The organism is Peribacillus kribbensis DSM 17871, assembly GCF_000430765.1.
GTDB classification, from domain to species: Bacteria; Bacillota; Bacilli; order Bacillales; family DSM-1321; genus Paraperibacillus; species Paraperibacillus kribbensis.
Map to the genome: position 1 here is coordinate 125,978 of NZ_KE387242.1, position 21,396 is coordinate 147,373.

Annotated in this window: 20 protein-coding genes; 15 read left to right on the top strand and 5 right to left on the bottom strand. The window is 43.4% G+C overall.

The window, feature by feature from the left end; translation table 11 throughout:
- The first annotated feature begins 167 nt into the window (after positions 1-167).
- The 3 genes from xylF to H539_RS0122615 all read left to right on the top strand — a co-directional run bounded on the left by xylF (position 168) and on the right by H539_RS0122615 (position 4,015).
- Positions 168-1,253, top strand: a complete 1,086-nt coding sequence (gene xylF, locus H539_RS0122605) for a D-xylose ABC transporter substrate-binding protein (RefSeq protein WP_026695411.1) — start codon at positions 168-170, stop codon at positions 1,251-1,253.
- 75 nt (positions 1,254-1,328) lie between these two features.
- Positions 1,329-2,849 (top strand): xylose ABC transporter ATP-binding protein, encoded by a 1,521-nt coding sequence (locus tag H539_RS0122610; RefSeq protein ID WP_026695412.1) that lies wholly within the window; start codon positions 1,329-1,331, stop codon positions 2,847-2,849.
- A complete protein-coding gene (locus tag H539_RS0122615) occupies positions 2,846-4,015 on the top strand; it encodes a sugar ABC transporter permease (protein WP_026695413.1) in 1,170 nt (389 codons plus the stop codon). Before H539_RS0122610 ends, H539_RS0122615 begins: the two co-directional genes overlap by 4 nt.
- Before the next feature lie 79 nt (positions 4,016-4,094).
- Here H539_RS0122615 and H539_RS0122620 read toward each other — a convergent pair whose 3' ends face one another.
- On the bottom strand, positions 4,095-4,526 hold the full coding sequence (locus H539_RS0122620; RefSeq protein ID WP_245602240.1) for a VOC family protein: 432 nt from the start codon (positions 4,524-4,526) through the stop codon (positions 4,095-4,097).
- A gap of 242 nt (positions 4,527-4,768) precedes the next feature.
- Here H539_RS0122620 and H539_RS0122625 point away from each other — a divergent pair, with 242 nt between their 5' ends.
- Positions 4,769-5,311, top strand: coding sequence for an SF0329 family protein (locus tag H539_RS0122625; protein WP_026695415.1), 543 nt, complete (start codon positions 4,769-4,771; stop codon positions 5,309-5,311).
- Positions 5,312-5,392: 81 nt separating this feature from the next.
- A complete protein-coding gene (locus tag H539_RS0122630; RefSeq protein WP_026695416.1) occupies positions 5,393-5,959 on the top strand; it encodes a dihydrofolate reductase family protein in 567 nt (188 codons plus the stop codon).
- A gap of 338 nt (positions 5,960-6,297) precedes the next feature.
- Here H539_RS0122630 and H539_RS0122635 read toward each other — a convergent pair whose 3' ends face one another.
- A complete protein-coding gene (locus H539_RS0122635; protein WP_026695417.1) occupies positions 6,298-6,657 on the bottom strand; it encodes a helix-turn-helix domain-containing protein in 360 nt (119 codons plus the stop codon).
- A gap of 184 nt (positions 6,658-6,841) precedes the next feature.
- On the opposite strand from H539_RS0122635, the gene H539_RS0122640 reads away from it, so the two are divergent.
- From H539_RS0122640 to H539_RS30350, 9 genes are all read left to right on the top strand, one after another.
- On the top strand, positions 6,842-7,852 hold the full coding sequence (locus tag H539_RS0122640) for an asparaginase (protein WP_026695418.1): 1,011 nt from the start codon (positions 6,842-6,844) through the stop codon (positions 7,850-7,852).
- A gap of 14 nt (positions 7,853-7,866) precedes the next feature.
- Positions 7,867-9,297: an aspartate ammonia-lyase gene (gene aspA / locus H539_RS0122645; protein WP_026695419.1), complete on the top strand. Its 1,431-nt coding sequence runs from the start codon at positions 7,867-7,869 to the stop codon at positions 9,295-9,297.
- 75 nt (positions 9,298-9,372) lie between these two features.
- Positions 9,373-10,170, top strand: a complete 798-nt coding sequence (locus H539_RS0122650; protein ID WP_026695420.1) for a fumarylacetoacetate hydrolase family protein — start codon at positions 9,373-9,375, stop codon at positions 10,168-10,170.
- Positions 10,171-10,245: 75 nt separating this feature from the next.
- Positions 10,246-10,479: a hypothetical protein gene (locus H539_RS0122655; RefSeq protein WP_026695421.1), complete on the top strand. Its 234-nt coding sequence runs from the start codon at positions 10,246-10,248 to the stop codon at positions 10,477-10,479.
- 588 nt (positions 10,480-11,067) lie between these two features.
- Positions 11,068-11,838, top strand: coding sequence for an enoyl-[acyl-carrier-protein] reductase FabL (gene fabL / locus H539_RS0122665; protein WP_026695422.1), 771 nt, complete (start codon positions 11,068-11,070; stop codon positions 11,836-11,838).
- Between the two features lie 60 nt (positions 11,839-11,898).
- Complete coding sequence (locus tag H539_RS0122670) at positions 11,899-12,429, top strand: acyl-CoA thioesterase (RefSeq protein ID WP_026695423.1); 531 nt, start codon at positions 11,899-11,901, stop codon at positions 12,427-12,429.
- Positions 12,430-12,435: 6 nt separating this feature from the next.
- Complete coding sequence (gene fabF, locus H539_RS0122675) at positions 12,436-13,668, top strand: beta-ketoacyl-ACP synthase II (protein ID WP_026695424.1); 1,233 nt, start codon at positions 12,436-12,438, stop codon at positions 13,666-13,668.
- 83 nt (positions 13,669-13,751) lie between these two features.
- Complete coding sequence (locus tag H539_RS29455; RefSeq protein ID WP_218970928.1) at positions 13,752-15,443, top strand: class I adenylate-forming enzyme family protein; 1,692 nt, start codon at positions 13,752-13,754, stop codon at positions 15,441-15,443.
- A 111-nt stretch (positions 15,444-15,554) separates the two neighbouring features.
- Positions 15,555-15,734, top strand: coding sequence for a hypothetical protein (locus H539_RS30350; protein ID WP_026695425.1), 180 nt, complete (start codon positions 15,555-15,557; stop codon positions 15,732-15,734).
- Positions 15,735-16,292: 558 nt separating this feature from the next.
- Here H539_RS30350 and H539_RS0122695 read toward each other — a convergent pair.
- Together H539_RS0122695 and H539_RS0122700 are read right to left on the bottom strand one after the other, a co-directional pair.
- Positions 16,293-17,123, bottom strand: a complete 831-nt coding sequence (locus H539_RS0122695; RefSeq protein ID WP_026695426.1) for a phytanoyl-CoA dioxygenase family protein — start codon at positions 17,121-17,123, stop codon at positions 16,293-16,295.
- A gap of 143 nt (positions 17,124-17,266) precedes the next feature.
- Positions 17,267-18,256 (bottom strand): ArsR/SmtB family transcription factor, encoded by a 990-nt coding sequence (locus H539_RS0122700; protein WP_035323809.1) that lies wholly within the window; start codon positions 18,254-18,256, stop codon positions 17,267-17,269.
- A gap of 264 nt (positions 18,257-18,520) precedes the next feature.
- On the opposite strand from H539_RS0122700, the gene H539_RS0122705 reads away from it, so the two are divergent.
- Entirely contained in the window at positions 18,521-19,936 is a 1,416-nt protein-coding gene (locus tag H539_RS0122705; RefSeq protein WP_342664032.1) for a sugar porter family MFS transporter, read from the top strand.
- 636 nt (positions 19,937-20,572) lie between these two features.
- On the opposite strand, the gene H539_RS0122715 is transcribed toward H539_RS0122705, so the two are convergent.
- Complete coding sequence (locus tag H539_RS0122715) at positions 20,573-21,154, bottom strand: undecaprenyl-diphosphatase (RefSeq protein WP_026695430.1); 582 nt, start codon at positions 21,152-21,154, stop codon at positions 20,573-20,575.
- Between the last annotated feature and the right edge of the window lie 242 nt (positions 21,155-21,396).

Sequence of the window (21,396 nt, forward strand, 5' to 3'; positions counted from 1 at the left end):
TACCGAAAGATCTTTTACAAAATGCCCTGGAGCAAAGGATGACATCACCAAAAAGATAAAAAGATTAAAAATTTTGTAAACTTAGTTTATTTGATAGACAAACTATTTAAATGGTGGTATATTAACCTTGTAATTACAGTTAGAGGAAGAAGAGGGGGAAACAGTAAGTGAAAAAGTGGAGAGGCTTAATTGCTGGCTTTGTAGTCGTTTTATTAGTGAGTATGCTGGCAGCATGCGGCGGCCAGGATCTTGGCGGCAAAAATGTAAGCGGTAACAGCAAAGGCGGCAAAAAGGCTAAAATTAAAATCGGTTTATCGGTTTCAGACTTAACGCTCGAGAGATGGCAGCATGACAGAGATATCTTTGTTGACCAGGCAAAGAAGCTAAATGCAGATGTGCTGGTGCAATCAGCGAATGGGGATGAGGCGAAGCAATTATCTCAAATTCAAAATATGCTGTCTCAAGGCATTGATGCCCTCGTAATTATCGCTATCAACTCGGATTCATTATCTCCAGTTGTCGATCAAGCTAAAAAAGAAGGAATTCCTGTTTTAGCGTATGACCGCCTGATCAATAACGCTGATGTGGATGCATATGTCTCCTTCGATAACGTCCGCGTAGGAGAAATGCAGGCAGAAGCGATTGTTAAACAAGTACCGAAAGGCAACTACTTCCTTCTTGGCGGTTCTCCAACTGATAACAACGCTAAAATGTTCAGAGAAGGCCAAATGAATGTAGTGAAGCCGCTTGTTGATAAAGGCGATATCAAAGTCGTTGGAGACCAATGGGCAAAAGATTGGGATGCCAACGAAGCTATGAAGATTATTGAAAACGGTTTAACAGCCAATAAAAATAAAATTGATGCAATTGTAGCATCCAACGACAGCACGGCTGGCGGTGCCATTCAGGCGCTATCTTCCCAGCATTTAGATGGAAAGGTTGCCATTTCCGGACAGGATGCAGACCTGGCAGCTGTTCAGCGTATTGTGGAAGGCAAGCAGACGATGACTGTGTACAAGCCGATTAAAACGATTGCAACGAAGAGTGCGGAAGTAGCCGTTCAGCTTGCAAAAGGTGAAAAAGTGAAATCTGACAGTAAGGTAAACAATGGTAAGTTGGATGTTCCATTTATCAAGCTTGATCCAATCATGGTCAACAAGGATAACGTGATGGATACGATCGTTAAAGACGAGTTCCATTCTTATGATGAAGTTTACAAGAATGTTCCAGAAAGCGAGCGCCCAGCTAAATAATAGTAAAAGAAGAAGAAAGGGGAGCTGCTTTCCCCTTCTTCTTTATTAAGAACTACAAAATGGAGGGTACATGGTATGGAAGCTTTAGCTCTACAAATGCAAGGCATCACAAAAGAGTTTCCAGGTGTTAAAGCTTTAGATAATGTAACATTTTCAGTGCGCAAAGGAGAGATTCATGCTTTATGCGGTGAAAACGGTGCAGGCAAGTCGACATTGATGAAAATATTAAGCGGTGTATACCCTAGCGGCTCCTACAGCGGCCAAATTCTGATTAATGGCAAGGAAGTTTCTTTTAAATCAATCAAAGAGTCCCAGGTGGCCGGTGTCTCGATCATCTATCAGGAGCTTGCGCTGGTGGAAGAAATGTCTGTAGCGGAGAATATCTTCCTAAGTCATGACTTGATGAGAAGAAAAGTCATTGATTGGAATAAGATTAATACCGAAGCACAAAAATGGCTGCATTATATTGGTCTGGATATTGACCCGGAAGCCAAGGTGAATCAGCTTACAGTTGGAAAACAGCAATTAATTGAGATTACTAAGGCATTGACCAATAATACGGATATTTTAATTCTGGATGAACCAACGGCCGCTCTCACAGAGAGTGATGTGGAAATATTAAAAGGAATTTTGATGGATTTACGGTCTAAAGGAGTTACATGCATTTATATCTCTCATAAGCTTGGCGAGGTCATGGCATTAGCCGACAGTGTAACCATCCTTCGCGATGGCCAAACCATCGGAACCTACCCGATTGAAGAAATGAATGAAGATAAGATTATCGCAAAAATGGTTGGCAGAGAACTCACGGAATTATTTCCTTATGAGCCGAGGAAAATTGGTGAAACGGTCTTGGAAGTGGAAAATTATTCTGTTTATGATAAAAAAGCAGATCACATGATTATTAAAAATGCTTCCTTTAACTTGAAAAAAGGTGAAATACTTGGATTCTCCGGATTAATGGGGGCTGGCCGCACCGAGCTTTTTATCAGTTTATTCGGCGGTCTGGAAGGAAAAAAACAGGGCCGGGTAGTGATTGATGGGATTGACGTACATATACAAAAACCAGCGGATGCTATAAAAGCAGGATTGGCCTATGTTTCTGAGGACCGAAAAAGGTATGGACTGATCTTAGGGATGGATATTGCAAAGAACTCTACATTGGTCGCGCTGAATAAGATCATCAAGCTTAAAGTGATTGACAGTCATCTTGAAATGATAAGGGCAGAAGAAATCACCAAAAAAATGAAGCTTAAAGCACCGAATCTTGAGGCAAAGGTAGGTCAATTAAGCGGAGGGAATCAGCAGAAAGTCGTTTTAAGCAAGTGGATCCTCAACAATCCGAAAATTCTGGTTTTGGATGAGCCGACCAGAGGGATTGACGTTGGAGCCAAATATGAAATTTACAAAATCATTAATGAATTGGCTGAACAGGGAGTGGGAATTGTGATTGTTTCCTCAGAATTGCCAGAAGTACTTGGTATGTCAGACCGGGTTCTCGTAATGTCTGAAGGGGAGATAATGGGCGAATTCAGCCGTGCGGAAGCCACACAGGAAAAAATAATGGCATGTGCAACTGGAGGAAAAAAACGATGAGCAGTGAGATCTCTACTTCCACGAAATTGAAACAGCAAAACAATGCTGGCAGATTTAAGTTTGATATACAATCGTATACCTTAATTATTGCTCTGGTTTTAATAGCAATAATTTTTGGCAGTTTTACGAACGGAGAGTTTCTATCATCTAGGAATCTTTCGAATTTATTTACCCAGATGTCTGTGATGTCTGTTCTCGCTGTTGGAATGACACTGGTCATTGTAGCCGGCCATATTGATTTATCCGTTGGTTCCATTGTAGGGTTAACCGGCGGAATTGCGGCTATCTTACAGGTATGGAATGGCTGGAGCACGGTAACCGTTGTGATTGCGGGAATTATTGTCGGCGCCATCATTGGTTTATGGCAGGGCTGGTGGGTTGCCTACCGGAATGTACCGGCGTTCATTGTGACCTTAGGCGGGATGCTGATTTTCCGCGGCGTGCTGATTGGCTTAAGCAAAGGGCAGACGATTGCCCCGCTGAGCAGCAGCTTTGGGCAGATTGGAAACAGCTTTATCCCCTATGTGGTTGGGTACATTCTTGCGATTGCCGCAGTGGTTCTATTATTTCTATCAAAAATACGTTCAAGAGCAAAACGGCAGTCTTTAGGCCTGAGTCTTTCACCGGCAGCCATGGATTATGGAAAAATCTCTGTGTACTCGATCTGTATCCTATTCTTAACGTATATGCTGAATCGTTATTTGGGAATTCCCCTGCCGATGTTGATCGTAGTGGTTCTGGCCGGATTCTTCCTCTTTGTATCACTAAAAACATCATTCGGAAGATTCACCTATGCCATCGGCGGCAATGTTGAAGCTGCGGCATTATCCGGAATCAATATAAAACGGACGGTTCTATCTGTCTTCATCATAATGGGAGCATTGGCCGGCGTAGCAGGCGTATTATTAACAAGCCGATTAAACGCAGCAACCGTAAGTGCTGGAACTTCCTACGAATTAGATGCCATCGCAGCATGTGTCATCGGCGGTACAAGCTTGATGGGCGGTAAAGGAAAAATCGTGGGTGCCATTATCGGTGCGCTCATCATGACCAGCATTGATAACGGAATGAGCATGATGAACATCGAGGCATTCTGGCAGTACATTGTTAAAGGTCTGATCCTGATTTTTGCGGTATGGATGGATGTAGCGAACCATAAAAAATAAACTCGCTGTCCAAACACTGGCCAAAGGAAAATAAGCGGGACAAGAAGCACATATGGTGGATCTTGTCCCGCTTATTCGTTTACGTATTTTGCCTGGCTTCCTCTTGCATTTTTCTTACAGAATCAGAGTGGTAAGGGGAGCCCTCCACTTCATTCACCACACTAAATGGATTCCCATCCAAATCATAAAAACTAAAATATTTCATCCCTGCAAAATCATCGATCTCATTCGTAACGATTCCCTTATTGTTAAAATGTTGATAGGCAGCTTCAATATCATCCACGACAAAATTATAATAAGCGTTCCTCTGGTTCCTCTTTGTGACAAACTCAGCAGGCTGCGGGGATTCCACCTTTACCAGGGCCAATTGGGTGGATCCAGCTGGTAAATAAAATCCGGCCCCATCTTCCCACCGCCCAATTATTTTAACACCCAAAACGTCTTCATACCAAACTGCAGATTTCTCAATATCTGTAACTGGAATAAAAATACTGCCTACTTTAAACATCATGTTCCTCCATTCCTACAAAGGATATATAGTGAAAAGTTATATCTATAAATAATATAATTAATATAAAAATAAAATTCTATAAATTACTAATCATAAATGATATTTTATATATCATCGACAAAAAAAGCATTCTAAGATTAGGGTGCTCTATTACTCATAACCTCATCAGCCTCTTAAAACAAAAATGAGCCCCGGATGGTCCGGCAAGTTTTATGGTAATGATTGAAAAGGGAGGAAGTTCATTGTTATATCATCCGAAATGGAGCAAAGCAAAGAAACATTTAATGAGTTTTGTCTGTGAATCTTTGCATTCGAGGGTGGATTTTCAAGTGATAAATTATCGAAGGGCCCACGACCAGCTAGGCAGGGCTGTCATAACGGTGGATAAAGTAGAAAAATTAAGTATGTGTACGATTACTGCCGAAAGAAAAGAATATTATAGAGAAAGAGAAATTCGCAGTCATGTAAACAATTTTAATAATGAGGATGTTACTAGTATTCGAGAAATCCAGAACCAGGCTCATGAACAACTCAAGAAGGAAGGGATTTATGGACAATACGATTTCTTTTCTGCTTTGGAAGACTATTTTCGTTCACCCATCACAGTCTCTCTACAGTCGAAGGATATGTTAATCAAAATATTGTGTATTTTGGACCGCCGTGTAGGAAAAAGAACATTATGTAAAATGAAAGAATCCATTTTAGAAGAAGGTTTATTAGTTCAGGAGTTTTACACATTACGTTGTGATGCAGAAAATATTTCTTGTTATCAAGCAGGCGAATGAATAGATAGAACTTCTATTAAATAGTAACGGGTTCTCTTTTCTGATGGAAATTAATTTAGAAAGGTAAAAGGATGAATAGTTATGACTATTAACTTAAAACAGAGAAGAATAATTTTAGATGTAGCAGTTACTTTAGATGGTTTTATTGAAGGGAAAAATGGAGAAGTTGATTGGTGCATAATGGACCCTGATATGGGGTTTACTGATTTCTTAAACCAAATTGATACTATTTTATATGGTAGAAAAAGCTACGATTTATGGGGACAATATATTCCAAAAAATGAAGACCCTGATACCGAACAGGAGCTTTGGAAATTGGTTCATAGTAAAAAGAAATATGTTTTCTCCAGATCACAAAATGAAATTGATAGTCAAGCAATATTTATAAATGATAATATTATTGAAGAAGTAAATAAATTGAAGAACAAGTCTGGTAAAGACATCTGGCTATATGGTGGAGCCAGTCTCATTACAACTTTTATAAATTTGGGGCTTGTTGATGAATTTAGATTATCTATCCACCCTGTTGTTTTGGGAGAAGGAAAACCGTTGTTTAATGATTTAAAACAGAGGTTAAATTTAAAAATGATTCATACAAGAACATTTTCCTCGGGCGTTGTGCAAATAATTTATCATTGGAATGGCTAAAGAACTCCAAATTTATCTAGTAGTATATATTATAAGGGAATACTCAACAGTGTTTTCACCTATTGAACTAAAGGGAATCCATAAATAATGGGTTCCCCTTAATAATACTCAAAGTTAAAATTTAACAGAGAGCTGTTTATTGTAAAAAAAGGAGAGTTCCAATTTATCCCAATAAACAGCAGCATTGATCGTTAACAAAGTTTAAAATAAACAAGAGGGATGTATCCTTCATGACAGCCCGCTTGTCAGGTGAACAGCCTATTAGGAGCTGCTGGCAATAAAAGAACTTTTTTATGGATAATTCTCGTATCTCAGAAGCTCGTAACGCAGAAAATCGGTTATCCTTCTTGATCTTCTCCCATTTCCTCTGTTTTTACCATTCTTTTCACCCTGACAAACGAAATGAAATCCACTAATTCATCAGGAGACAGTAGCTTTCCATCTATGGATAGTCTGTGCCGGGGGCTTTTTAAAAGACCTGTAAGTTCGATGGCGTCCAGGCTGTTGTCTGTTCTTCCTAATAAATAATCAAGGGTTGTGTCAAATAAGTCTGCGATTTGGGATAAGGAGCGGATGGAGGGTTCACGGTATCCTGATTCGTATCCGGCATAGGTGCTTTTGGCTATATCGAGCTGGTCGGCGGTTTCCTGCAGGGACCAGCCACGCTTTTTTCTTAGTTCCGATAAACGTTCGCGCATCTTCAAAAACTCCCATTTCTTAAGTTGAGATAAATTATATCACGGGAAAATAAGTGAATCTAGAAAAAAGTACGCGAATCGAGAACGATATATTGATTTTTTTTCAGATAATTATATAATATCTTATATAAAATACGCGTTATGAGGAAATCACGGAAAATCTTTTTGTAATGGAGATGCATTTATGAAGAAGATATTATTGCTTGCTACCGGTGGCACGATTGCTTCAGTAGAAGGGAATGAGGGACTTGTTCCTGGATTAACGGCTGAAGAGCTGCTTCATTTTTTGCCAGCTGGATTAGGCGACATGAAAGTGGACGGCAGAATTTTGATGAACATTGACAGCACCAATTTACAGCCAGAACAATGGGTGCAGATTGCCGAGGCCGTATATTCGCATTATCACGAGTATGACGGATTTGTCATTACTCACGGAACGGATACATTGGCATATACATCCGCAGCTCTTTCTTATATGCTGCAGGGTCTGGGGAAACCGGTGATATTGACCGGATCGCAGGTGCCGATCAGCTTTAAAAAAACCGATGCCAAGAAAAATGTTTCTGATGCCCTTCGGTTTGCCTGTGAGGATATTGGCGGAGTATTTGTCATGTTTGACGGCCGGGTCATTCTCGGAACGAGAGCGGTGAAAATGCGGACAAAAAGCTATGATGCATTTGAAAGCATCAACCATCCATATGTAGCTTATGTCACGAATAATAACATAACTTATCAATGGAAACCATCTCCTTCCTCAAAAGAGATTTCTTTAAATACGAAATTATGTACGGATGTTTTTCTGATGAAATTATATCCGGGTATGAAGCCCGAGACATTTGATGTTCTGAAAAATTTATATAAAGGTATTATTATTGAAAGCTTTGGAAATGGCGGCCTGCCTTTTGAAGGAAGGAACCTGCTTTCTAAAATTCAGGAGCTGACAGAGCAGGGGACCGCCATTATTATCACGACCCAATGCCTGGAAGAAGGGGAAGATCTGCTGCTCTATGAAGTGGGACGGAAGGTAGCCCAGCATCAGATCATTTTATCCGGGGATATGAATACAGAAGCAATCGTGGCCAAATCCATGTGGGCGCTGGGTCAGACGGATTCCCTGGCAGAAGTCAAGGAGATCATCGAAACGCCGCTGGCAGGAGATTTATCCATGAAATTAGAGATAGAGGACGATAAATAAGGAGATAGAGAGATATGGCAATAATAGAGAGCCCCATACGAACAGAGAAAGATTTCCTAGGGTCAAAAGAAGTTCCTGCAGACGCATATTATGGAGTCCAGACTCTCCGTGCTGTGGAAAACTTTCCTATCACAGGGTATAGAATTCACGAAGAATTAATCAAAGCAATGGCTGTCGTGAAAAAAGCGGCTGCCCTGGCCAATATGGATGTGAAGCGTCTTTATTCCGGCATTGGAGAAGCGATTGTCAAGGCGGCTGATGAAATGATTGGCGGCATGTGGCATGACCAGATTATCGTCGATCCGATTCAAGGCGGGGCAGGAACTTCCATTAACATGAATGTAAATGAAGTCCTTGCCAACCGTGCCATTGAATTGCTCGGAGAACAAAAAGGGGACTACTACCATTGCAGCCCCAATACTCATGTGAATATGTCTCAATCTACGAATGATGCCTTTCCTACCGCTATACATATAGCAGTCCTGAATCTTTTGGAAAAGCTGCTGGCAACCATGGAGGATATGCATTCCGTTTTCCAGCAGAAGGCCCAGGAATTTAATTCTGTCATCAAAATGGGACGCACGCACCTTCAGGATGCTGTGCCGATCCGGCTTGGCCAGGAATTCGAGGCATACAGCCGTGCAATCGAACGGGATATCAAACGGATCAAGCAGACACGGGAGCATTTATATGAATTGAACATGGGGGCGACAGCGGTCGGAACCGGATTAAATGCAGATCCGCGTTATATTGAATTGGTGGTCACATATCTTGCAGACATCACCGGCCTTCCGGTCATCGGGGCTGAGCATCTTGTGGATGCAACGCAGAATACAGATGCTTATACAGAAGTATCGGCTGCGTTGAAGGTTTGCATGATGAATATGTCCAAAATCGCAAACGACCTGCGGCTCATGGCTTCAGGTCCGCGGGCCGGCCTCGGTGAAATCTCCTTGCCGGCACGGCAGCCTGGTTCGTCCATTATGCCAGGTAAAGTGAATCCGGTTATGCCTGAAGTGATCAATCAGGTAGCCTTCCAGGTGATCGGCAATGACCATACCATCTGCCTTGCGTCTGAAGCGGGCCAGCTTGAATTGAATGTCATGGAGCCGGTGCTGGTATTCAATCTGCTGCAATCGATCAGCATCATGAATAATGGCTTCCGCACGTTTGTGGATAATTGCTTAATCGGAATCAAAGCGAATGAAGATCGCTTAAAAGAATATGTGGAAAAGAGTGTCGGTGTCATAACCGCCGTTAATCCTCATATCGGTTACGAGGTTGCAGCCCGTATCGCACGCGAAGCCATCTTAAGCGGTGCGCCCATTCGGGAGCTTTGCCTGAAATATGATATCTTGACCGAAGAAGAGCTGAATTTGATCCTCGATCCGTATGAAATGACACACCCTGGTATTGCCGGCGCGTCCCTGCTGGAAAGAGAGTAGCAGGTTAAAAGCCGCATCACCGCCAATCATACTTACTAGAGAAGATGCACATCAATAATTGGAGTGGTTATATAAATGAAGGTTTTACAAAAAACACAAACAATTGTCCGCTATCGGAATGCCAATAATCAAGTATATTTCGGAATTGTCGAAGGCGAAGAAATTTTGCAGCTGTCCAGCAGTTTTGATGGAATTGTAAAAAACGAGCTGAAATTTGACGGGGTAAGAGTAAGCTTTCATGACGTAAAAATTTTGGAGCCTGTAGCCCCCTCAAAGGTCATTAATTTTGGCTGGACGTATGCCGGACATGCCATAGAGACCGGGGGAACGGCCAATCTCAAAGAACCGTTTCTGTTTTTAAAACCGGCTACAGCCCTGGTTCCAAATGAAGGGGATATCGTCCTCCCCCCTGAGAGCTTAACGAGTCAGGTGGAAATGGAGGGAGAAGTTGCCCTCATCATTGGCAAGCGCGGGAAAAACATCAAGGAAGAAGATGCCTTAGACTATGTTTTCGGCTGCACGATCTTCAATGATGTAACGGCCCGAGACCTTACAAGAAAGGATCCCCAATTCACACGGGGCAAAGGCTTTGACACATTCGGACCGCTGGGCCCGTGGATGGTCACAGGAGTGGATCCTACGAATCTGAACATCAAGACCACCCTAAATGATAGAGTCGTACAAAACGGCAATACCAATCAGATGTCCTTATCCATTCCTTACCTCATCAGCTGGGTTTCCCAGATCATGACCCTTGAGCCGGGAGATGTACTGGCGACCGGATCGCCGTCCGGAAGCTGCCCGATGAAGCCGGGAGATGTGGTGACAGTTGAGGTTGAGAAGATTGGCAGACTGCGGAATTATGTGAGATAGAGTGAAAAACCGAATACCTGAAGTATGTAGAGCAGCTCTTGTTGGCTGCTCTTTTATTTGGGCTGGAGGATGGGGTTGGGGACACCGGCGCTGATAATAAAGGGAGAAATTCCCCTTAATTATTATTTTTTCTTGAAATGGGCTGGAATAGAGGGAGAAATTCCCTCTATTGACTCAAAATATTCAAAAATAGGGGCTTTTTTTTATATAACGGTAAAACCTCCCCTTATTTTGCCCAAAAGAAGATCCATTTTAAAATTAGCGGTAAAACCTCCCTTTATTTTACCGTGCTGTCTAATAAGGCCCTAAAATCTAGGCAAAGAAAAAACGAAGTATAAACGGAAGGAAGGTGACAAACAGTCCTGCTGGAATTACGGTTAACATTCAAGTCACTCTGTTTGCTTTTAAACCATTTAAAAAAGATCAAGAAGAATAACAGCATGATAGGCACAACATAGTATCCTGTCATGACGTCGCACCAGTTCCTTAGTTCATCCCCGTATGCAGCGTTGATAGCTATGCTCGATTTTATTTAGGCCGGTGATGAACATCATGGAGACACCCAAAATATAGATCATAAAAATTCCTTTGACCCATCGGAACAGCTCTTTGTTTAAAATTGTGATCGCCAAAACGATGGGAAAAATGAGGAATGGCATCATTATTTCTCACCACTTATCTCCATCATAATAGAACTTGTAACGAATGAAAACCTAGTATGAACGCTATCTTTAAATGAATAGACTTTTCTTCGAATAGGAATAATTTAGGTGGAATCAATATAGCTCAAGCAAAATAATTGTCTAACGAAATTAAAAGGGATTAAACTAATCCTTGTCCTATTTTACTAGTGAGAAGCGTTATTCTATAAAAGTTTTCAAGATTGGAGGGATCGCTTTGAATACTCAGCCAACCGGGAAGTATGCCGGCAAGGTGGTGTGTGTGACAGGAAGCTCCCGCGGAATCGGCAGGCAGCTGGCTTTGCGGTTTGCCCAGGAAGGCGCTGATCTTGTGATCACGTATGCGAGAAATGGGGAGGCCGCAAGGAGTGTCGCCATGGAAATTGAGGCGATGGGTCAAAGGGCCATCACGGTTCGTGCCAATTTGGCACAGGAAGAGAAGATCGGTGTGTTGTTTGATGTTATTCAAGCAGAATTCGGCCGATTAGACGTTTTCATCCATAATGCTGCTTCCGGACGGAACCGGGAGATTATGGAGGTTGATGCAAAGGGGTGGGACTGGACGATGGATGTGAACACCCGGGCGTTTCTTCTTGGAGGGCAGCAGGCCGCTAAGCTTATGCCTGAAGGGGGAGCGATGCTTGCGATTTCTTCTTTTGGCTCTGATCGGGTATTTCCTTATTATTCTACAGTCGGCCCAAGCAAGGCAGCTTTGGAATCCCTGGTCCGTTATTTCGCCATCGAATTGGCACCGAAAAAGATCAATGTGAATGCGATCTCAGCGGGAGCTGTTGAAACCGATGCTTTAAATCATTTTCCGGAGATGGACCAGACGCTTGCTTCCATTAAAGAGAAAATGCCTTATCACCGCATGGTCACCGCCGATGATATTGCCAATACGGCGATTTTTTTATGTTCAAAGGAAGCTGAAATGATGCGTGGCCAAACACTGCGCTTAGACGGCGGGCTGACCCTGCTTGTTCCATAATTTTATCTATGAGACGCAGCTTGCCTTTAAACACGGCAGGCTTCTTTATATGGATGCAGCATGAAGAGAAAACTTAATGAATTCGCCCGAGAGAGAATGGGGAAACTGGAAGGGGATGGAACCTTCACTAGTTTCTGCTTAGAAGGGAGGATGAGCGAAATGGCGATGGGAAGCGTTGATTATACAATGAGAGTCAAATGGGGCGATTGCGATGCGGCGGGCATTTCTTATTACGCGAAAAATTTTGAATGGTTCACGGATGCACGTTTTGAACTTTTCGCCCATTATGGCTTTCCCTATATGGAAACCTTCCATCATAAAGGGATATCACTCGTATGTTTAAAGGCAGAAAGCGATTATAAGAAAATGATCCGTCCTCTAGAAGAGATCACCATAAAAACATCGATTTCTGAATTAACCAGGACGAGAATGGCCTTTACTTATCAAATTGTCAAATCAAATGGGGAATTGGCTGCCGAGGGATTCACGGCCCATGCGTATGTGAACTCGGAAGGACGACCATTAAATCTAAAAAAAAGCTTTCCAGCACTTTGGAATGATTTATCAATAGCACAGAGTGAAAAGGAGTAATAAGGAATGGCCAGTGAACGAATAGCAATAACAGGGATGGGAGCCGTCACACCGATTGGGATGGGTGTGGCTGCTTATTGGGAAAATTTAATTAGCGGCAAGAGCGGCACGGGCAAACTGACCCGCTTCGATCCAGGTGAACTGCCGGTGAAAATTGCGGCAGAGGTAAAAGACTTTGAGCCGACAGATTTTTTGCCGAAAAAACTTGTGAGGACAACGGATGTATTTATGCAGTATGCCCTCATTGCAGCAGAAGAGGCTATAAAGAATAGCGGAGTAAAGGCGGATCCGAGCCGGATCGGTGTGGTACTGGGAACCGCTCTTGGCGGAATCGCGACCATGGCTCGTACTCAGGAGGAAATGACGAGAAGCGGCAGTATCCGTTTAAGTCCGCATACCGTTCCCAAGATGCTCGGGAATGTGGCGGCTGCCCAAATCGCCATTGCCCATGGCTTTCAAGGGCCAAGCCTGACAGTAAGCACTGCTTGTTCTGCCGGTGCAGATGCGGTTGGAGTAGGTTCCATGCTCATCAAATCGGGCCAGGCTGATGCAGTGGTAGCCGTAGGAGCTGAATCCATTCTTACAGGACTGATGGCTGCTGGACTGGCTTCCGCGCGTGCCCTTTCGACTTACGATGGAGATGAGTCGAAAGCCAGCCGTCCCTTTGATTTGAACCGTGATGGGTTTGTGATGGGAGAAGGCGGTGGAGCAGTTGTTTTGGAATCCCTGGATTTCGCCAAAAGGCGGGATGCCGAGATACAAGCCGAACTCCTTGGGTATGCGAATTGTTCGGATGCTTACCATGTGACCGCACCTGAACCGAATGGAAGAGGAGAAATTCATTGCATTCAAAAAGCCTTGAACCAGGCAGGACTGCTGCCTGGGCAGATTCATTATATTAATGCCCATGGAACCGCGACCAAAATCGGTGATGCCATCGAGACAAAGGCCTTAAAAGCCGTCTTTGGCGAAGAAGGGGCGGGACGCATCCCAGTCAGCTCAACAAAAGGAGCGACCGGGCACTTGATGGGGGCAGGCGGCCTTACAGAATTGATTGCGTGCATCCAGGCAGTGCGGGAGGGAATCATCCCGCCGACGATCAATTATGAAACACCGGATCCTGAATGCGATCTTGATTATGTTCCGAATACATCTAGAAAACAAGAAGTCAAAGCGGCGATGTCGAACTCATTCGGATTTGGGGGACAGAACGCCTCACTGATTGTAGGACGCTACTAAGACAAAAAACTCATGGTTACCCAGAGTTCGCTCGGCGGGAATATTTTATAAATTTGTATGGATTCAAATGGGAGGGAATGAAATTGGAGCAGTTTACCTACGATGTCACAATGTTTAAAGAAAACTTTGAGAATGATTTTACCTATATAAATGGATTCATGCGGAATGTTCACAGATTTGCGAGCCGTCCTGCATTGACTTGTCCTATTAAAGAAAAAACATGGACGTATGCTGATTTGAATAAAGACGTGAATCAGCTGGCGCATGCGCTATTAGAGGATGGAGTGGAGCATAATGAGGTGGTCATGTACCAGCTCTTGAATTCTCCTGAGTTTGTGTTCTGCTATCTGGCTCCGCAAAAGATTGCGGCGATTAATTGTATGATTAATTTCAAGCTTTCTCCGGGCGAAACGGCGTTTCTTCTGGATGACAGCAAGCCAGCCGTTTACGTGTATGATGCGGAAGTGAAAGAGATGGCTGTGCAGGCACTGGAAATGGCCGGCCATAAACCCAGAAGAGTGATCATGGTGGACTTTACCGGGACAGTGGAAGCGCCGGAGGGTCATGTGACGTTTGTGGATTATGTGAACGGAAAGTCAGAAGAAAACCCGGCTGTGAACCGTCCGAAGCATATCTATGAGGAAGTTACCCGACTTTATACATCCGGAACAACCGGCCGTGCAAAAGGGGTTCCGTTAAATAATGTGAATGAAATTCTTTCAGCTCATGATGTTGCCATGCACTTTCCGTTAAGCTCGATGGATAAGACCATGAATATGACTCCCTGGTTCCATAGAGGCGGAATCCACTCCGGAGGACCAAACCCTACGCTTTATGTAGGAGGAGAAGTGGTCATCCTGCGGAATTTCACACCGAGGGCTGCCTTGGAATCCGTAGATAAATACGGAATTACGTTTTTGGTGGGTGTGCCGGCTGTGTTAAAAATGCTTTACAATGCCCAGCAAAAGAATCCGACCGATTTATCGAATCTAAAAGGAATCGTCACCATGGGAGCGCCTTTGGAAAAAGCAGACTGTATCAAGTTCCAGGAAACTCTTACGCCGAATATCTTTAATGGCTACGGAACTTCTGAGGCGTTTTGGAATACCTTCCTGCGTCCTCATGATCTGCCGGAAATGTCGGGCACATCAGGAAGATCCTGTACCGATGATGATGTGGCAGTTGTCAAAGTGTATCCAGACCGTAAAGGAGAGCCCGATGATTTTGTGGCGAAAGACAGCCAGGAGGTCGGCGAAATTATCGTCAAAGCCACTGGTAAATCGGCCTACGCCTATGTGAATAATGAAGAAGCCAGCAAACGGGTCTTTTACAAAGGCTGGATTTACATCGGAGACATGGGAACATGGGACGAGGAGGAATTTATCACTGTAGTGGGACGGAAGAACGATATGATCGTATCCTCCGGGGAGAACATTCATCCCATTCAGGTAGAAGAAACCCTCAATCAGCATCCAAAGGTGGAGGAATCCGTCGTAGTCGGAGTTCCGGATGACGTCAGGGGAGAAGTGGTGGTAGCGTATGTGATCAAAAAAGATCCATCCCTCACTCCATATGAACTCAATAAATACTGCCTGGATTCTCCGATGCTTGCCAATTACAAGGTTCCGCGCTATTACCGGTTCATTGAGGAACTGCCCTATACCGCAACAGGGAAAAAGAAGCACTATGTCATGAGGAAGCAGGGCATCAAAGACCGCGAGCTCGGCCTTCTCGAGCGGGGAACCTCGCGCGGACAGAGTGAGAAAGTTCAATAACGTGATACACCCAGTTACGCACAGTGTTTTGATCACTGTGCGTTTTTTTTATAGTTAAGGAGCGTTTGGTAATTTATGTTAAAATAAAGATATAAAAATTGAGAGAGGGAAATGAAGTGGCTGGTTGGAAAGCCTGACTTTATTGAAACGATTCAAAAACCTGAATCGAGCTATTACATCTATGGGAATGATGAACAACATTACGATGTGGAGTTTCGCTTAGTAACTGGCAAGGTAAAGCGATATTTAATTGCCAGCGATAAATATGAGGCCGCTCAAGGAATTTCATAAGGAGACAAGAAGGAGAAGGTATTCGTTTTATATGGAAAAAATTATTATGAAAGAAGTGATACAGGCTCAAAGATTATGGGATACTTTGATAAAGGTACATAAAATCAATATTGAATTTATACTGAACAGCGGCCAAGTGAAAGGGATGGTTGTTTCAGAGATAAAGAGCCCTGGGTTTTGAGCCCCTTTTGAGCCGTCAGCAAAGCTAAATAAGGGGAGATTTTCCCGTTAAATCCAAAATGGAGCTTGCTTTGGGTGATATAAGGGGAGATTTTCCCCTTATGCCATGCAAAATCACTTATTTTCGAATTTTTTGAGACAATAAAGGGAATTCCTCCCCTTATTTAAGCTCTTTTTGGTGCCAATGATGAAATAAGGGGAATTTTTCCCTCTATTGGTCGGGTGCTTAACCGGCCACTTTAGATACTAGATTTAAGCAGCTTTGAGGTCCGTCATCTGCCAGAGTTCGTGGATCGGCTCGAGGTTGTGTCATTGAGTGAGAGAGCATACAAAAACGGAGCCCTCCATTTTAAGAGGTCTCCGTTAAATCATTTCGGTTTACGCTTCACCCATTTTAAGCAGCTCGATATCGTGGGCTTGCTGGATCACTTCTAATTCATCCACCACACGGCACATCAGATGCTTTTTCAGATTTTCAGGCAGGCTTGCATAGAAGTTCTTTGTCACTTGCAGGTCATGGCGCTCATGGTTATTGGCAGTTGGTGCATCCACGCCAAGCACGAGAGTCGGCCTTGATTTATTCGAGTTATTGGCAGTTCCGCGGTGGATGGTAAGAGCGGATCTTACAGAGATATCTCCCATGGTAGGCATCTTCCGCTGTGCGCGCTCCTCATAGCGCGGATAGAGCTCCTTCGGCGGGAACATTTCATATTCGAAATCTGTGGCATCATCCCATTGTGTGCCGGGAGCGATTTCGAACGGTCCCATATCCGGATCTACATCGACTGTTGTCAGGTTAAACGCAAGTGAGTTGATTCGTCTTCCTTTTACAGTATCTTCTGGAGCAGGGAAGTCACGATGCCAAGGCTGGTTAACGGCACCAGGATTCGGGACATCAAAACCGATTTCGACAATCTTGTAATCCTTTCCCAGAACAGCTTCACAAACTGACTGGACCCAAGGATGGGTGACAAGTTCTACGAAGCCGCGGATGTCTTCCGGGTGAATTTCGACATAATGGCGGTTTGGACCCCGGCCAATGGCACCATCTGGACGTTCTAACGCCTCTTTATATAATCTGTTAATATCTTCTCCGAGCTGTGCTGTCCATTCTCGGCTGAATGCCCCTTTTAATCCCAATGTTCCCGGTCCGTATAATGCACTCATAATTTCAGCGATATCATATTTAGTAGTAGTTGTCATTTTCATCTTCTCCTCCATTACAACCGATTTTTTTGTTTTAAAACAAAATTAACTGCATGAAAGCAATTTCATAGTACCCCATTCCCCAAATTTGTGCAACAATTTTTAAAATTTTTAACATAAAAAAACCTACCGGGGATTCCGATAGGTTATCTTGTTGATTGGTTAAGCTGTGAAGTCTGCGCAGTGCGGTCATAATCCAATCGCAGAAGAATATCGGTCCCATAGTTTCCAAACATACGGCCGAAAAGATTGAGTCCGCCTACATTCTGTGCATCCGGCTTGACGCCGATTCGTACGGTGATAAACGGAGAATCGATGTTATTCAAATCGCTCAGTACCACATCTGATATCTTCAGTCCGTCTACTAAAGTTCCTTTGTTTGATACCTGCCAGCGCTTTAACAAACCAAACTGGGCGTATTGGATATCCCACCAGCTGGGTGTTAAAAATCCCCGTTCGCCCCCGAATTCTCCCGGACTGGTCCAGGTGCCGATCTCCCTTCCATTGATCCAAATGGTGATATCAGACGGCCAATCTTTACAGTAAAGGGGAGCTTCAGAACAGAGTTCCATGGATAATTCTAAGCTCGTCATCCTGCAGCCGGGCGGAATTCGATTAGGAAATCGGTATTCCAGATATCCCTGCTTAAACCAAATGAGCTGTGCGCCTGTCCTGCTGGGCTCGGAGAAGGACCGGATGTCGTCAAACTCGCCAATGATGGACGTTTCACTGACAAGCCCGCATGTCGGTGAAACTTCATAGTCAAAAAAGTTCCCGATAGGCATGGAGGTTTTGACACAGCTTTCTTCTGTTTCTTCTTCCGTTTCCTGTGTATCGACAATGATCCGCTTGAGGACTGCTGCACACAGCTTTTGCGACCCCCGTGTGCCGGGGACCAGCTCTGTACGGATCAATCCCACTTCTTCCAGTTTTCTAATATTTGCAGATGCTGTGGATGGCGGGATTTGAAACATCTCAGCCAATTCAGCCACATTCATGGAGCCTTTTAACAGTCTGCGGAACATTTCGATCCGAAGGTCAGAAGACAGTGCTTTGGCGATTTCCAGCAAATCATCCAAGGTAACATAAAGGATTTGATTGGACTGGTCTCCATATTGATTCAGTTCGTTATTCATGGAAATCTTCCTTGTCTGAGAAGTTTTTCAGCTGATTGCATTCTATAAGAATCATACCTTAAGGACTATTTGTACGCAATTTATATCCAAAACATTGCGAAAATTTCTTGAATCTTGTAAGATGAAAATGCTTTCATTTTGATTTTATGGTTTATAAACCGAAAAAGCTGGTGCATTAGCTGGGAAGGAGGATAAAGGCTAAGAAGGTCTTTAATACGTAATGTTCATTTATGCATTCAAATTTGATCCATAGGGGGATGAAGCGTGAGGGCTATACAAAAACCAATTCATGAAACCGTTAAAGAAACAGAGAGCAGGAAAAGCAGCATTAATATCAAATTTATTATTTTAGTGTCGGCAGTAGCAGCAGTGGGCGGCCTGATGTTCGGCTATGATACGGCTGTTATCTCAGGTGCGGAAGGGTTTATTCAGCAAAGATTTCATTTAACGGATGTGATGATTGGCTGGGTTGTATCAAGTCTGTTAATCGGCGCAATCATCGGAACCGCGGCAGGCGGCATTTTGAGTGACAAATACGGCAGAAAAAAAATGCTGTTCGTCTCTGCGGTCTTTTATGGCATCGGAGCCATTTATTCGGCCATCCCAAGTTCTGTTGCAGAACTTGTTATCGCTCGATTAATCGGTGGGATTGGAGTGGGCATGGCTGTGTTCCTGGCTCCTTTGTACATAGCCGAAATAGCGCCTGCCAACTGGCGCGGCCGTTTGGGCTCTCTCGATCAGCTTGCGATTAGTATCGGTCAATCGGTCGTATTCTTTATCAATGCAGCCGTTGCAAGTCAAGGCGGACAGCACTGGAATGTAACAACAGGCTGGCGATGGATGTTAGGAATCGGTGCAGCACCCGCCATCCTCTTCTTCCTTTTGCTGTTTTTTGTGAAAGAAAGCCCGCGCTGGCTGGAGAAGAAGGGAAGATCGCAGGAAGCTCTGCAGATTTTGAATCGAATTCATTTAGAAGAGAAAGATGCAAAAAAAGAGCTTGCTGAAATCAAAGAAGCCATTTCTCAGGAAAACGGCACGATGAAGGATATCTTTAAACCTGGTTTGCGGAAAGCCCTGATGATCGGTGTGGTCGTCGCGTTCCTTTCACAATGGGCCGGCATCAACGCCATTATGTATTACGCGCCAAAAATATTCCAAACAAGCGGATCGAATATCGATTCAGCCTTCATGCAGACCACGATTATGGGCGTCGTCATGGTGGTATTCACCGTACTTGGCTTACTGCTGATGGACCGGGTGGGACGGACGAAACTGATTTCCATTGGTACAGCGGTGATGGCCATATGCTTGTTTGGTATCGGATTATCCTTTAGTATAGGGCAGTCCTCAGGTTCATTGATTCTCTTTTTTATTCTCTTGTATATGGCTGCCTTCATGACAACCATCGGTCCGGGTATGTGGGTCCTGCTGTCTGAAATCTTCCCAACCCGGATCCGCGGACTCGCGATGTCGATTTCAACCGTGGCACTCTGGGTAGCGGACTATATCGTTTCGCAGATTTTCCCTGCTCTCCTGCAGGATGCAGGACCGGGCATCACCTTCTTCATCTTTGCGGCAGGTTCAGCAATCATCTCGGTCTTTACGATTAAAGTGATTCCCGAGACCCGCAACAAGAGCCTTGAAGAAATTGAGAGGATGTTTATCCGAACGGCTAAATAAGCAGGCTGTTCACTATCTTTAAGTATAGGGGCTGTCCTAGAAAGTCAGGCTAACCGGCTTTCTGGACGGCTCTTTTTAACTCTTAAACAATAAGGGGAGAATTTCCCCTTAAATTCAAAATGGAGCATGTTTCTGAGAAAATAAAGGGAAGAATTCCCCTTATGGAAAGAAAATTCTTTCATATTCAAGCTTTTTGAAGCAATAGAGGGAAATTCTCCCTTATTTCCGCTCATTTGACTCATTATTACGGAATAAGGGGAATTTTTCCCTTTAATTAGCAGCTTGGGTGCAGAAGTCAGGTCAGCTGATCAAAAACAATAAACAGGAGGGTTTCTCCCCCCCTGTTTTAGATCCTTAGCAATAAGGGGAGAAGTTCCCCTTAAATTTAAAATGGAGCTCATTTCAGAGAAAATAAGGGGAGGTTTTCCCCTTATGGAAAGAAAATTCCTTCATTTTCAAGCTTTTTGAAGCAATAGAGGGAAATTCTCCCTTTATTTCCGCTCGTTTAACTCATCATTACGGAATAAGGGGAATTTTTCCCTTTAATTAGCAGCTTGGGTGCAGAAGTCAGGTCAGCTGATCAAAAACAAAAACAGGAGGGTTTCTCCTCCTGTTTTTTAAAATTTTATGGCTTCCTCACTTTTCTATGCTTTGTTCCGTTTTAGGAACCAAAGGGATCCGGTTATACACATGGATGATGATCCGTCCAATTGGCATAAATACCCGGCTTAATGAATAGACAAACCAGCTCGCAAATAATGATACAACTATGCTCGCGAGTATATCAAAAGGATAATGATGTCCTACATAAACACGGGATATTCCTGTAAGTATCGCTAATAAGAGCATGGCAAGACCAATTTTACGATGTTTCCGCCATAAGACTGCAAGCGCCAGCGAAAAGGCACCTGTTGTATGATCGCTTGGAAAAGAAGAGTCTTTAGCATGCTGAATCAATAGATGAACATGATGGGTTACAAATGGGCGGGGTTCATAGTAGATATGTCCTAAAACAACGTTAATGAACAATCCTATGACACCGGTTATTCCAGCAAATACAACCGTATATTTAAATTTCTCTTTACCAAAAAACCACATGAGAAGCAGTACTAACGCGAAAATAAATAAAGCATCCTTCGTAATGAATACCATGAATCCATCTAAAAAGGAATGATGGCCGGCCTGTTGGTTAATATCTTGAAATAATGTGTAATTCAATGGTCCCTCTCCTTTAGAATAATGAAGTTTCCTTAATTCTCCGCAGCATTTTCTTTTTTGTCTTTTAATTTGGGCTGGTTAAGTATAGTAAATGAACCTTTTTATTTTCTTAATACAGCATTAAAAAAAGATTAAAAAGTCGATCTAAGCTAAAAACATACAGAAAAATCCATAGATTTGCCACTTATTGTAAATATTAATGATATAATTGTATGAAAGTTTTAATTAGATATTAAGTCTTG

Excerpts from the sequence above, each read along its gene's own strand:
- H539_RS0122610 (WP_026695412.1), top strand. The coding sequence starts at position 1,329 with ATGGAAGCTTTAGCTCTACAAATGCAAGGCATCACAAAAGAGTTTCCA.
- H539_RS0122615 (WP_026695413.1), top strand. The coding sequence starts at position 2,846 with ATGAGCAGTGAGATCTCTACTTCCACGAAATTGAAACAGCAAAACAAT.
- H539_RS0122620 (WP_245602240.1), bottom strand. The coding sequence starts at position 4,526 with ATGATGTTTAAAGTAGGCAGTATTTTTATTCCAGTTACAGATATTGAG.
- H539_RS0122630 (WP_026695416.1), top strand. The coding sequence starts at position 5,393 with ATGACTATTAACTTAAAACAGAGAAGAATAATTTTAGATGTAGCAGTT.
- H539_RS0122635 (WP_026695417.1), bottom strand. The coding sequence starts at position 6,657 with ATGCGCGAACGTTTATCGGAACTAAGAAAAAAGCGTGGCTGGTCCCTG.
- H539_RS0122640 (WP_026695418.1), top strand. The coding sequence starts at position 6,842 with ATGAAGAAGATATTATTGCTTGCTACCGGTGGCACGATTGCTTCAGTA.
- aspA (WP_026695419.1), top strand. The coding sequence starts at position 7,867 with ATGGCAATAATAGAGAGCCCCATACGAACAGAGAAAGATTTCCTAGGG.
- H539_RS0122650 (WP_026695420.1), top strand. The coding sequence starts at position 9,373 with ATGAAGGTTTTACAAAAAACACAAACAATTGTCCGCTATCGGAATGCC.
- H539_RS0122670 (WP_026695423.1), top strand. The coding sequence starts at position 11,899 with ATGAAGAGAAAACTTAATGAATTCGCCCGAGAGAGAATGGGGAAACTG.
- fabF (WP_026695424.1), top strand. The coding sequence starts at position 12,436 with ATGGCCAGTGAACGAATAGCAATAACAGGGATGGGAGCCGTCACACCG.
- H539_RS30350 (WP_026695425.1), top strand. The coding sequence starts at position 15,555 with ATGAAGTGGCTGGTTGGAAAGCCTGACTTTATTGAAACGATTCAAAAA.
- H539_RS0122695 (WP_026695426.1), bottom strand. The coding sequence starts at position 17,123 with ATGAAAATGACAACTACTACTAAATATGATATCGCTGAAATTATGAGT.
- H539_RS0122700 (WP_035323809.1), bottom strand. The coding sequence starts at position 18,256 with ATGAATAACGAACTGAATCAATATGGAGACCAGTCCAATCAAATCCTT.